The following is an 11,025-nucleotide window of genomic DNA, read 5'->3' on the forward strand; positions in this document are numbered from 1 at the left end:
GGAGCCGGGTCGGTGGCCCCGCACCCGAATTCGTCGCGCCCCTGCCGCTCCCGCCGACCTGCGACGTTCCGCCCATCGGGCGGCCGGTGACCCGTCCAGGCGGGCAGGTCGGGCGGCGACGGCGGCGGATCCTCGGTCGCCGGCCCGTCATCAGGTATGACTGACGGACTGTCGGATGTCGCGGGTGGCCTGGAGGAGGCACGGTGACGGACTGTCGGGACGGCTGGCGCAGGGCGCTGGAGGCAGGGTTCTCGATCGGGTCGGTGGGATCGTTCCTGTCGATCGGATCGGCGTACTCCGTGCTGTCGATCGGTTCGGTGGGGTCGGCGCTGTCGCTCGGCAGCGTCGGCTCCGCGTGCTCGGCGCTGTCGGTGGGCTCCTGGCGCAGCGCCGCGTCCGTGCTCTCGGCGGAGTCGGTGCTCGCCCTGCTGTCGTACCGCTCGGTGCTGGCGGTGCGGGCCGCGCACCGGCGCGGCGAGTGTTCCGACCGGTCGGACACCGGAGACGCGAAAACGAGGTGCAGGCGGTCGGGTCGGGACGCCATCGTGGAGGAATGACGACAGGCGCGGCGGTCGAAGGCGTGGTGGCCGGACTCGGGGTGGCGGTGCCGCTCGGGGCGGTCGGCGTGCTGCTGCTGCAGGAGGGCCGCCGCGGCTGGGCCCCCGCCGCCGGCGGAGCGACGGCGGTCGCGGCGGTCGACGGCGGGTACGCCGCGGTCGCCGTGCTGGCCGGCTCCCGGGTCGCCCACCTGCTGGCCGGCCACGAGAGCGCGGTGCGGGTCGTCTCCGCGCTGCTGCTCGGCGCGATCGCCGTCCACGGTCTGCTGGGCCTGCGCCGCACCGTCGAGCCCACGGACGCCCCGTCACCCGGGAGCGCTGCCCGCGCCTTCGCCCGCTTCACGCTGCTCACCCTCGTCAACCCGACCACCGTGGTCTACTTCACCGCCCTGATCGCCGCCCGCGGCTCGGACACCGGCGCAGGCGCGACCGCCTTCGTCACCGGTGTCTTCCTCGCCTCGCTCGCCTGGCAGCACCTCCTCGCCGCCGCGGGCGCGTTCGCCGGCGCGAAGCTCGGCCCCCGGCTGCGCCGTTCCACCTACGCGGCGGGCTACGGCCTGGTCGCGGTGCTCGCGCTACGGATGGCTCTCCGCGGCTGAACGGGCAGTGGCTGCCGGTGTGGTGACTGGTGAGTCGCGCTCTCCAGCAGCTTCAAGCTGCTCGGCCCTCGTGACAGCGGTCGGCGGCGGGCAGCCCGTAGGGTGCAGGCGTGATCGGGATACCGGAGGAGTTCGCGCGGAACGTCGTGGCGCGGGAGGGCGAGGCCGGGCGGGAGTGGCTGGCCGGGCTGCCCGGGTTGGTCGGGGAGCTGGGGGAGCGGTGGGAGTGTCGGCCGGACGGGGAGGTGGGGCACGGGCAGGTCGGAATCGTGGTTCCGGTGACGGTGATTGACGGCACGTCGGCCGTGCTGAAGGTCTCCTTCCCGCACCCCGGCAATGTGCACGAGCCGGACGCCCTCGACGTCTGGGGCGGTCGCGGGGCGGTGCGGCTGCACCGGCGCGACGACCCGCGGTTCGCCATGCTGCTGGAGCGGGCCGACCGGCGCACGCTCGCCGATCGTCCGGAGGTGGGCGTGGACGAGGCCGTCGCCGTTGCCGGTCGCCTCGCCCGGAGGCTCGCGGTGGCCGCGCCGCCGGGCCTGCCGAGGCTGAGCGACCGGGCCGGGCAGTGGGCGGAGCGGCTTCGCGACGACGCCGACAGGCTGCCCCGGCCGCTGCCGCGCCGGGTGGTGGACGCCGCGATCGCCACCGTTTGCGAACTCGGGCCCGACCAGCCCGGCACCCTCGTCCACGGCGACCTGCACTTCGCCAACATCCTGCGGGCCGAGCGCGAACCCTGGCTGGCAGTCGACCCCAAGGGCCAGGCCGGCGACCCCGCGTTCGACGCCATCGCCTTGATCCGCAGCCGGTTCGAGGAACTGCTCGCCGCGGACGACCTGCACCGTGCGGTGCTGCGCCGGCTGGCGATCTGGGCGGAGGCCGCCGAACTCGACCACGAGCGGGTCCGCCGGTGGGCGCAGGCCCGCGCGGTGCGCGCCGCGCACTGGGGGCGGGAGCACGGCGATCCGGACTGGCTGGTCGAAGTCACCGACCGGATCGCCGAGTTGCTGTGCCGCTCGGCGCCGGGCCGGAGGTGAGGGCTCGCCTCAGCGCTGCGGCAGGGGGACGCCCGCCGCGCGGAGCCTGGCCTCGGTGAGTGCGGTCAGTCGGGCCGCGACCGGTGCCCGGTCCTCGCGGTGGTTGTTGATCAGCCGGTACTGGGCCGGGGCGTTCGCCCAGGCCCGCAGGCTGGCGTTGTCCCCGAGCAGCGCGGGGTCGGCGAGGTAAAGCGGTCGGCCATGGCGGTCGCGAGTTCCTCGATTCCAGGATCGTCCGGCTGCCAGCTCTCGGCCTCCCAGGCGCGCCTGGTCAGCTCGACGAACTCCCGGTCGTGCAGCCCCCGTTCGAGCTGACTCAGGAAGCCGTCGAAGCCGGCCGGGACCAGCGCCCGGGCCAGCACCAGGGCCTCGCGCTGGGCGGCCACGTAGCCGGGGTCGAGGCCGAGGTCGCGCATCCGGTCCAGGACCGCGCAGGCGCGGTCGGGCAGCAGTGCCCGGTCGCCGTCGGCGAGCCGCTGCAGGGTGTCGCGGCGGGCGACCAACTCGTCGATGCGTTCGGTGAGTTGCCGCCCGACATCGGCGAGCGCCGCGCCGAACTGCGCGGCCTCGGCGTCGAGCACGGCCCCGATCCCGGCGAGCGGCACGCCCGCGGCGGCCAGCGTCCGGACCTGCACCAGCTGCAGCAACTCCGCGGACCCGTACCGGCGGTAGCCGGAGCTGTCCCGCTCCGGCTCCGCGACCAGGCCGAGCCGGTGGTAGTGCCGCACCGTCTTCACCGTGACACCGACGAAGGCCGCCGCCCGACCGATCGTCACTCCGTTGCTCATCGGGCCAGTGTGCCGCAGAACACCGCGTCGACGAGCCGCTGTTGGGCGGTCAGGAACGCGGGGGCGATCGTGAGGTCGGCGTCGTTCACCCAGGTCAGCCCGGCGGTCAGGGTCCGGGCGCCGTCGGCCGTGCCGTACATCAGCGCCGCCGAGCCCATGGTGGCGCCGTTGTGGTGGTAGACGGTCCCGGCCTCCGTCTGCTGGGCGAACAACCCCAGGCCGTAGCCGGCCGTCGCCTCCGGCGCGCGCATCTCGGCCAGCAGCTCGGCGGGCAGCAGCCGGCCGCCCATCAGTGCGGAGAAGTAGGTGTGCAGGTCGCGCGTGGTCGAGATCAGATCGCCGCCGGCGCCGACCCAGGACGGGTTCTGCCGGGTGACGTCGACGATCCGCTCCCGCCCGGCGTCCGGGTAGCGGTAGTAGCTGCGGTTGTGCGGCTGGGGGACCTCGGGCGAGACGCCCGGCGCGACGGTGCCGGTCAGCCCCAGCGGACCCAGCACCAGCCGCTGCAGCTCCGCCGCGAACGGGCGGCCGGCGACCCGCTCGATCACCAGTCGGGCCAGCACGTAGTTGGTGTTGGCGTAGCTCCAGCCCGCGCCCGGCGCGAACCGCGGCGGCCGGGACAGCGACAGCCGCACCAGGTCCTCGGGCAGGTAGGTTCGGAAGCGGCCCTCCACCCACTCCTTGCCCTGCCAGGGGACGCCCAGGACGATCGTTCCGTCCTCGTAGAGCTCGCCGGTGTGGTTGAAGATCCCGCTGGTGTGCTGCAACAGCATCCGCACCGTGATCCGCCCGTCGAGGCCGAACCCGGGCAGGTGGTCGCCGGCCGGGTCATCCAGGCCGAGCCTGCCCTCGGCGACCAGCAGGAGCACCACGGCCGCGACCAGGTTCTTGGTGGTGCTGCCGATGCGGAAGTGCCCGTCGACCGTCGGCCCGGCGCTGCGGTCCAAGGCGCGCGCACCGCCGCCGCCGACCCATTCGCCCCGTTCGTCGTTCACCCGGAGCCGGACCCCGACGAAACCGGACTCGACCAACTCCCCGATGACCTGCAGGAGTTCAGGGCGCTCCGGCCCCCGGTCGGACACAGTGGTGGACATCTTGTTCGGCTCCTTCGCATCGTGTTGCCGGATCGGCGCGGCGCCGATACGAGGAGCCTCCACCCTGCCCCGAGGTCAACCTCAACCGTGACCCGGCCCACACCCGGTTGTCGGCGGCCGGTGGGACAGTGCTCCGATGGACACCCGTCTGCACGCCATCGCCGAGTACTGGAACGACGCCGCCCCCGCCTTCGACCAGGAGCCCGACCACGGGCTGGCCGCCGAGGTCACCCGGCAGGCCTGGGAGCGGAGACTGCGCGCGTGGGTGCCCGACGGGCCGCTGGACGTGCTCGACGCGGGCTGCGGCACCGGTTCGCTGTCGCGGCTGCTGGCGGAGGCCGGGCACCGGGTGACGGGGGTCGACCTGGCGGCCGGCATGGTCGAACGGGCCCGGGCGAAGCTGGCCGGTGCGGGACTGCCCGGCCGGTTCCTGGCCGGCGACGCGTCGCGGCCGCCGGTGGGCGCCGAACGGTTCGACGCGCTGCTCTGCCGCCACCTGCTGTGGACGCTGCCCGACCCGGACGCGGCGCTGCGCCACTGGACGACCCTGCTGCGCCCCGGCGGCCGGCTGGTGCTGATCGAGGGCCGCTGGCGCGAGGCGGTCACCGAGCCGTACACCCCGGGCGCGGGCGAACTGCCCTGGGCCGGCGGCGCGAGCGCCGATCAACTGGCCCGTGCGGTCAGGCCGTTGGTGCGCGAGCTGCGGGCGGAGCCGCTGTCGGCGGACGCCGCACTGTGGGGCGGTCCGGTGACGGACGAGCGGTACGCCGTGGTGGCGACCGTCTGACGCCCCCGGTCAGCCGGCGGCGCGCCGGTCGTCGGCGACCACGCCCAGCCAGACCTGCGCGGCGTCGTCCAGCGGCACGTCGAGCGCGGCGCACAGGCCGACCACGGTGCCGAAACCGGGGCTGGGGAGCCGACCCATCTCGATCTTGCGGAGGGTCTCGGGGGAGATGCCGGCGCTCTGCGCGACGGCGACCGGGTCGCGGCCGGCCCTGGTTTCGCGGAACAACGCGCCCAGACGCCGGCCGGCCTCGATCTGCTCGGGGGTGAGGGGGACTCGCACCATGCCGCCACGCTACTGAACGCGGCGGCCCCGCGTCGCATCGCCCGGGGAGGCAGCCGGTCTCAGCGCACCGGCAGCTCCGGTTCGTCGTCCTGCCGGGGGCCGAGGATGCGGCGGTCGGCGGCGTCCATCCGGACGTCGTCGATGCTCGCCTCGCGCCGCCGCATCAGCCCGTGCGGGTCGAACTCCCACAGCTCGTTGCCGTGGCTGCGCCACCACTGGCCCTCGTCGTCGTGCCACTCGTACTGGAAGCGGACGGCGATCCGGTCGCCGTCGAACGCCCACAGGTTCTTGCGCAGCGCGTACTCGTGCTCGCGGGCCCACTTGGCGGTGAGGAAGGCGACGATCTCGGCGCGGCCGGTGAGGAAGGCGTCGCGGTTGCGCCACACCGAGTCGGGTGTGTAGGCGAGGGCGACGCGCTGCGGGTCGCGGCTGTTCCAGGCGTCCTCGGCGGCCCGGACCTTCGCGAGGGCGGTGTCGCGGGTGAACGGCGGGCGGGGCGGGCGGTCCTCGGTCATGGCGGGCTCCTCGAAGGGTGGGAGAGGTGGAGAACGTGCGTTCTCGACCGGCAGTGGGCGCTAGAGTAGGGAACGGCCGTTCTCCACGTCAATCCGTCACCGCCGATCCGCCACCGCCGATCCGTCACCGCCGATCCGCCACCGCCGATCCGTCACCGCCGATCCGTCACCGCCGATCCGTCACCGCCGATCCGTCACCGTCGATCCGCCGCAGGAGTGCGCCGATGCCCGCCCCGCTCACCGAGGAACAGGCCCGCCAGGACCACGGGAAACTGCTCGACGCCGCCGAGGCGCTGTTCTACGAGAAGGGCATCCGGGCCGTCGGCATGGACGAGGTGCGGGCCGCCTCCGGACTGCCGCTCAAGCGCATCTACCGCCTGCACCCCACCAAGGACGACCTGGTGGTGGCCGTGCTGCGCCGGCGGGACGGGCGCTGGCGCGGGCGGCTGGTCGCGGCCGCCGAGGCGCACGCCGACCCGCGGGCCCGACTGCTGGCCGCGTTCGACTGGCTGGCCGGGTGGTGCGCCGAACCGGGCTTCCGGGGCTGCGCCTGGATCAACGCCTTCGGCGAACTGGGCCCCGCCTCGCCGGCCGTGCTCGCCGAGGTCCGCTCCCACAAGGAGGCCTTCCACCGGCACCTGGCCGACTGGTCCGGCGCCGCCGGCCTCGCCGAGCCGGCGCCCGTCCAGCTGCTTGCCGAGGGTGCCATCGTGACCGCCGCGATCTCCGGCAGTCCCGACCCGGCCCGGCAGGCGCGTGCCGCCGTCGAGGCGATGTTGGCGGGTGGCGGGCCCCGGAGCGGTATTTAAATACCGCCCTGCTGCTAGGGTGTCCCCGTCCCGCCGGTATTCAAATACCGGCAGCGTCATCGAGTGGGCGGCGCGCCGCCGCTGTTCAGGAGCTGTGTCGTGATCGAGTACAAGACCCCGCAGGCGATCGAGAAGATGGCCGTCACCGGCCGGTTCGTGGCCGAGACGCTGGCCGAGCTGTCGGGCCTGGTCGAGCCCGGCCGCCAGGTGATGGACCTGGAGCACCGGGCCCGGAAACTGGTCGAGAACCGCGGGGCGGTCTCCTGCTACTGGGACTACGCGCCGTCGTTCGGCCGCGGGCCCTTCCGCAACGTGATCTGCCTGTCGGTGAACGACGCGGTGCTGCACGGGCAGCCGCACCCCTATGTGCTGCGCGACGGGGACGTGATCAGCCTGGACTTCGCGGTGTCCATCGACGGCTGGGTCGCCGACTCCGCCGTCACGGTCGTCGCGGGCACGGCAGCCGAGCAGGACGTCCGGCTGATCGACTCCACCCGGGCCGCGCTGGACGCGGCGATCGCCGCGGCCGTGCCCGGCAACCGGATCGGCGACCTCTCGGCGGCCATCGCCGAGGTCGGCCACGGGGCCGGCTACCGGATCAACACCGACTTCGGCGGCCACGGCCTGGGTCGCACCATGCACGAGGACCCGCACGTCGCCAACGTCGGCCGCTCCGGGCGCGGCCTGGAACTGCGCCCCGGGCTGACCCTGGCGCTGGAGCCGTGGTGGTGCGCCGGCACGGCGGAGCTGCGGACCGACCGGGACGGCTGGACGCTGCGCTCGGCGGACGGCTCGCGCGGGGCGCACTCCGAGCACACCGTGGCGATCACCGAGGACGGGCCGCGAGTGCTCACCGCACTGTCCTGAGGCGGCAATTCGGCCACGCCGGGTCACTTGGAAGTGGGCGGAGCGTGACCGTTGTGGCCCGGCCCATAGCCCGGAGGCGGGTCGGTCGACGGTCGGCCACCGCCGGGTCGCGCGGCGTGTGCGGTTCCCCGGCGGATGGGGTCCAAAGCCGGTGAGGCCGGTCACAGGACGGGCGGGCCGGGCCCGAGAAATCGCGGGGCAGTGCGCCCCGGAACCCCGATGTACCGCCGGTAACGCGGCTCTGACCTGCGCAGACCTTCGAATGCTTGGACATCGGCCGAAACGCCCGTAACTTCGTAACCAGTGCAGGGCGCACTACCCGGGATCACCCGACACCAACGCCCCGGAACGGCCACCGAGCCGGACCGAACGGGCAGGGTGACCGCGACGGAGAGCAGGTCGGCAAGCGACGGCCCCGTCCGATCCACAAGCGTGAAACAGCCGGCCCGCCAGGGCCCTGGTTCCGCCTTGCCTGCCCGGGGCAGCCGAAAGGAATCGCATGATCTTCCGTAACGAGACCGCCGCCGCCACGACCGCCACCACCGCCAAGAAGGGGAGCCGCACCCGCAGCCGCGTCCGCGCCGCCATCGTGGCGGGCTCCGCCGTGGCCGTCCTGCCGGTGGCCGGTCTCCTTACGGCGACCTCGGCCCACGCCGCCGACGTGTCCACCTGGGACAAGGTCGCGCAGTGCGAGTCGACCGGCAACTGGTCCATCAACACCGGCAACGGCTTCTACGGCGGCCTGCAGTTCACCTCCTCCACCTGGGCCGCATACGGTGGCACCGCCTACGCGCCGCAGGCCAACCAGGCCACCAAGGCGCAGCAGATCGAGGTCGCCGAGAAGGTGCTCGCCTCCCAGGGCCCCGGCGCCTGGCCGGTGTGCTCCGTCAAGGCCGGCCTGACCCGCTGACCCGGTGACGCGCTGACCCCGCGGGACCACCCGCACCCGCCGACGGCCGCTCCCTCCTTCCCGGAGGGAGCGGCCGTCGGTGTTTCCGCGTCCGCCCGGGCACGCGGATCAGTCGAACCAGTCGGGCTCGGCGGCGTCGATCAGCTCGCGCAGCGTCGGCCGGTCGCGGAACGCCGCGGACAGCAGCGCGCCGAGCTCGCGCAGGGCCTCCGCGTCCTCGCCGTACGCGACGAACATGCCGGCCTCCGGGTCGTACCGGAACCGGCCCTCCAGCTGCGGGGCGCGCGAACGCACCGCGGAGCGGGCCACCGCCTCCCAGCCGTAGCCGCCGTTGTCCTGACCGGCGGCCTCGAACACCTCGTCCACCTCGACCATCCGATCGTCCGTCAGCATCAGACAGTACGAGCCGGGCCGGTGGTCGTACTCGAAGAACCTCAGCGGGGCGTACGTCTCACGATCAGTCATGATCCGGACGGTACCGGCGGCCACCGACACTTCGCCGGGCCCGACGGTCAGCGCCCCTTCTCCGGTCCGTCGTCCTCGTCCTCGGGCCCACCGTCCTCGTCCTCGGGTACCTCGAACTCGACCTCCACGCGCTGTTCGGGCCGGCGTTCCTCCTGGCGGGCCAGCAGGGCCAGCACCTCCTGGTCCGGGCCGGTCAGCGGCGGTTGGAGCAGCGAGCGCGGCCACAGCCGGCGAGCCAGCACCACGTTGGTCTCGGCCGCGTACACGGTGATCTGGGACGCCAGGTAGAGCCACGACAGCAGGCCGATCACCGTCGCGAAGAAGCCGTACACGGCGCTGGCGTGCCGCAGTTGATGCGCCACCAGGGCCGCGCCGAACGCCTGCAGGACGGTGAACAGCGGGCCCGCCACCAGGCTGCCCGGCAGCAGGCGGCGGGTCCGCACCTCCTTCGGGGTGAGGATCCGCAGACAGGCCACGAACACGGCGGTGTTCAGCACCGCCGACAGCAGCAGCCCGCCGACCCGGGCCAGGGTGCCGCCCGCCGTGGTGCCGACCAGCGCCGCGGCCGCCGCGGTCACCACCAGGCCGAGGCCGAGCGCGCCGAACAGCGCCAGGCTGCGCGCCAGCCGCGGCCAGTAGCCGGGCCGCCGCACGCCGGGCACGTTCCACACCTCGGCCATCGAATGCTGCAGCACCTGCGCGATGCCCAGCGCACCGTAGAGCAGGCCGAGGATGCCGATCACCAGCGCCAGTCCGCTGCCCTGCACGGAGTGCACGTTCTCCCGCAACTGGTCGCCGATGATCGGGAAGTCGGCCAGCGCGGAGTCGACCACGGCCTCCTGCGCCTCCGGATGACCGTGCAGCACGAACCCCAGCACGGTGGAGAGCAGGAGCAGCAGCGGGATCAGCGACACGAAGCCGTAGTAGGTGATCAGCGCGGCCAGCAGCCCGCCCCGGTCGTCGCCGTACTTCTTGATCACGCCGAACACTGCGGCCGGCACCCGGTGCCGCTGCTGCGTGCGGTCGACTGCGCGCAGCGCGCGTTCGATCGGATTCACGGGCCCGTCCCTCCTCGCTGATCGGCACCCCGCGTATGCCCGACCGTGCCGCACCCACCGCCCACCGGCGCGGACCGTCACCCGGGGGTGTGAACCCCGCGCGGCGGAAAGGCCGCCGCACGGCCCCGGTCGCCCGGTCGGAGCCCGGGCGGGCCGCGGTGCGGACGGTGAGGAGGCGGACGGCGTGCGGCGGAGTGCGGTACGGCTCGCGATGGCGGGCGCGACGGTGGCGCCGGTGCTCCACGCCTGCGACCGGGTCGCCGAGGTGACGACGCGTCGGCCGGCCGGCCGCCCGGTCCGCCACCGCCCTGCGACTGCTGCGCGGCTGTCGGCTGCCGGCTGCCGGTCCTCGCGGTGACGGCGTGTGCGCTGCTGCCCGCCGCCCGGCGCCGGGTGCGGGCGCCGGAGGGGATCGGCCACCTGCTGGTGCTCGCCGCGATCGGCTCCTGCGGGTGGCTGACCGCCCGGGCCGCCGTGCTGGTGCTGGTGCTGGACGGCGCGGTGCGGCTCGCGGTGCGCCGGTGCGACGCCGTCCGGGCCGGGCGGGCCCGCACCCGGGCCGACCTGCTCGGCCGGATCCCGCAGGCCGGGATCGCGTTGCTCGCACTCGCCGTGATGCTGATGACGTTCCCCGCGGTGCGGGTGGTCGGCACCAGCCTGCTCGCCTCCGCCGGACCGGTCGGCGTGGTGGCCGGCATCGCCGCGCAGAGCGTCCGGTCGAACCTGTTCGCCGGCCTCCGGACGGCCGTCGGCGACCTGACCCGGATCGGCGACGCGGTGATGGTCGGCGGCGAGCGGGGCACCGTCGAGGAGATCACCCTGCCCGCCGTGGTGACCGCCACCTGGGGCCAGTGACGGATCGTCATGCCGACGTCGTACTTCGCCGGCCGCCCGTTCGAGAACCGGTCGCGCCGCTCCTCCCGGATCACCGGCACCGCCCTGCTGCACCTGGACCACCGCACGCCCGTCGACCTGCTGCGCGCCGAGTCCGACGCCCACCTCGCCGAGCACCCGCGCCGGGACGGTCGAGGGCTGGTGGTCCGCGCCGGCGACGGCCGCCTACGCCGACGACGCGTTCGCTCTCCGCCGCGACCTGCGCGAACACCCGGTGGCGTTCCTGCGCGAGCAGCACCCGCACGCGCTGCCCCGGATCGCGGTCTCCACGGCGTCACCCGCCGCGACGCGGACTTTCCCCCGAACGGGGCCGTTCCCCCGAACGGGGGAGGGGCGTCCCCTGTCCGGGGGAATCGGGGCCGC

Annotated in this window: 13 protein-coding genes and 1 pseudogene; 8 read left to right on the top strand and 6 right to left on the bottom strand. The window is 74.4% G+C overall.

Annotation, left to right across the window (positions count from 1 at the left end; genetic code table 11):
* Positions 1-203 precede the first annotated feature (203 nt).
* The 3 genes from ACI1MP_RS32860 (at position 204) to ACI1MP_RS32870 (ending at position 2,193) form a co-directional block, all read left to right on the top strand.
* Positions 204-557 (top strand): hypothetical protein, encoded by a 354-nt coding sequence (locus tag ACI1MP_RS32860; RefSeq protein WP_404870240.1) that lies wholly within the window; start codon positions 204-206, stop codon positions 555-557.
* The gene (locus tag ACI1MP_RS32865; protein WP_404870241.1) at positions 554-1,156 is read left to right on the top strand and encodes a LysE family transporter; all 603 of its coding nucleotides are present in this window, start codon (positions 554-556) and stop codon (positions 1,154-1,156) included. The genes ACI1MP_RS32860 and ACI1MP_RS32865 overlap by 4 nt, the downstream gene beginning before the upstream one ends.
* Positions 1,157-1,266: 110 nt before the next feature.
* Positions 1,267-2,193 (top strand): aminoglycoside phosphotransferase family protein, encoded by a 927-nt coding sequence (locus ACI1MP_RS32870; protein ID WP_404870242.1) that lies wholly within the window; start codon positions 1,267-1,269, stop codon positions 2,191-2,193.
* Positions 2,194-2,303: 110 nt separating this feature from the next.
* Here the strand turns inward: ACI1MP_RS32870 and ACI1MP_RS32875 are convergent, their stop codons facing one another.
* On the bottom strand, positions 2,304-2,981 hold the full coding sequence (locus ACI1MP_RS32875) for a MerR family transcriptional regulator (RefSeq protein ID WP_404870243.1): 678 nt from the start codon (positions 2,979-2,981) through the stop codon (positions 2,304-2,306).
* Positions 2,978-4,075 (bottom strand): serine hydrolase domain-containing protein, encoded by a 1,098-nt coding sequence (locus ACI1MP_RS32880; protein WP_404870244.1) that lies wholly within the window; start codon positions 4,073-4,075, stop codon positions 2,978-2,980. The genes ACI1MP_RS32875 and ACI1MP_RS32880 overlap by 4 nt, the downstream gene beginning before the upstream one ends.
* Before the next feature lie 136 nt (positions 4,076-4,211).
* Here ACI1MP_RS32880 and ACI1MP_RS32885 point away from each other — a divergent pair, with 136 nt between their 5' ends.
* A complete protein-coding gene (locus tag ACI1MP_RS32885) occupies positions 4,212-4,862 on the top strand; it encodes a class I SAM-dependent methyltransferase (RefSeq protein ID WP_404870245.1) in 651 nt (216 codons plus the stop codon).
* Positions 4,863-4,871: 9 nt separating this feature from the next.
* Here ACI1MP_RS32885 and ACI1MP_RS32890 read toward each other — a convergent pair whose 3' ends face one another.
* The gene (locus ACI1MP_RS32890; RefSeq protein ID WP_043907991.1) at positions 4,872-5,144 is read right to left on the bottom strand and encodes a helix-turn-helix transcriptional regulator; all 273 of its coding nucleotides are present in this window, start codon (positions 5,142-5,144) and stop codon (positions 4,872-4,874) included.
* Between the two features lie 59 nt (positions 5,145-5,203).
* Entirely contained in the window at positions 5,204-5,659 is a 456-nt protein-coding gene (locus ACI1MP_RS32895) for a DUF1348 family protein (RefSeq protein WP_404870246.1), read from the bottom strand.
* A gap of 224 nt (positions 5,660-5,883) precedes the next feature.
* Between ACI1MP_RS32895 and ACI1MP_RS32900 the strand changes: the two genes are divergently transcribed.
* From ACI1MP_RS32900 to ACI1MP_RS32910, 3 genes and pseudogenes are all read left to right on the top strand, one after another.
* Positions 5,884-6,468 carry a TetR/AcrR family transcriptional regulator gene (locus ACI1MP_RS32900; RefSeq protein ID WP_404870247.1) on the top strand — a complete coding sequence of 195 codons (585 nt, stop codon included), beginning with the start codon at positions 5,884-5,886 and terminating at the stop codon, positions 6,466-6,468.
* A gap of 99 nt (positions 6,469-6,567) precedes the next feature.
* Positions 6,568-7,335 (top strand): type I methionyl aminopeptidase, encoded by a 768-nt coding sequence (gene map / locus ACI1MP_RS32905; RefSeq protein ID WP_404870248.1) that lies wholly within the window; start codon positions 6,568-6,570, stop codon positions 7,333-7,335.
* 499 nt (positions 7,336-7,834) lie between these two features.
* Positions 7,835-8,242: pseudogene (locus ACI1MP_RS32910) on the top strand (transglycosylase family protein); the annotation flags it as partial.
* A 111-nt stretch (positions 8,243-8,353) separates the two neighbouring features.
* Here the strand turns inward: ACI1MP_RS32910 and ACI1MP_RS32915 are convergent.
* Positions 8,354-8,710: an immunity 51 family protein gene (locus tag ACI1MP_RS32915; RefSeq protein WP_380337052.1), complete on the bottom strand. Its 357-nt coding sequence runs from the start codon at positions 8,708-8,710 to the stop codon at positions 8,354-8,356.
* Between the two features lie 47 nt (positions 8,711-8,757).
* Positions 8,758-9,768, bottom strand: a complete 1,011-nt coding sequence (locus ACI1MP_RS32920; RefSeq protein WP_380337055.1) for a YihY/virulence factor BrkB family protein — start codon at positions 9,766-9,768, stop codon at positions 8,758-8,760.
* A gap of 354 nt (positions 9,769-10,122) precedes the next feature.
* On the opposite strand from ACI1MP_RS32920, the gene ACI1MP_RS32925 reads away from it, so the two are divergent.
* Positions 10,123-10,623: a mechanosensitive ion channel domain-containing protein gene (locus ACI1MP_RS32925; protein WP_404870249.1), complete on the top strand. Its 501-nt coding sequence runs from the start codon at positions 10,123-10,125 to the stop codon at positions 10,621-10,623.
* The last annotated feature ends 402 nt before the right edge of the window (positions 10,624-11,025 follow it).

The sequence above is a fragment of the Kitasatospora griseola genome, from assembly GCF_044999035.1.
Classification (GTDB): Bacteria; Actinomycetota; Actinomycetes; order Streptomycetales; family Streptomycetaceae; genus Kitasatospora; species Kitasatospora griseola.

What these genes read in the sequence shown, in the direction of transcription:
- ACI1MP_RS32915 (WP_380337052.1), bottom strand. Translation starts at nt 8,710, where the DNA reads ATGACTGATCGTGAGACGTACGCCCCGCTGAGGTTCTTCGAGTACGAC.
- ACI1MP_RS32895 (WP_404870246.1), bottom strand. Translation starts at nt 5,659, where the DNA reads ATGACCGAGGACCGCCCGCCCCGCCCGCCGTTCACCCGCGACACCGCC.
- ACI1MP_RS32875 (WP_404870243.1), bottom strand. Translation starts at nt 2,981, where the DNA reads ATGAGCAACGGAGTGACGATCGGTCGGGCGGCGGCCTTCGTCGGTGTC.
- ACI1MP_RS32890 (WP_043907991.1), bottom strand. Translation starts at nt 5,144, where the DNA reads ATGGTGCGAGTCCCCCTCACCCCCGAGCAGATCGAGGCCGGCCGGCGT.
- ACI1MP_RS32900 (WP_404870247.1), top strand. Translation starts at nt 5,884, where the DNA reads ATGCCCGCCCCGCTCACCGAGGAACAGGCCCGCCAGGACCACGGGAAA.
- ACI1MP_RS32865 (WP_404870241.1), top strand. Translation starts at nt 554, where the DNA reads ATGACGACAGGCGCGGCGGTCGAAGGCGTGGTGGCCGGACTCGGGGTG.
- ACI1MP_RS32880 (WP_404870244.1), bottom strand. Translation starts at nt 4,075, where the DNA reads ATGTCCACCACTGTGTCCGACCGGGGGCCGGAGCGCCCTGAACTCCTG.
- ACI1MP_RS32885 (WP_404870245.1), top strand. Translation starts at nt 4,212, where the DNA reads ATGGACACCCGTCTGCACGCCATCGCCGAGTACTGGAACGACGCCGCC.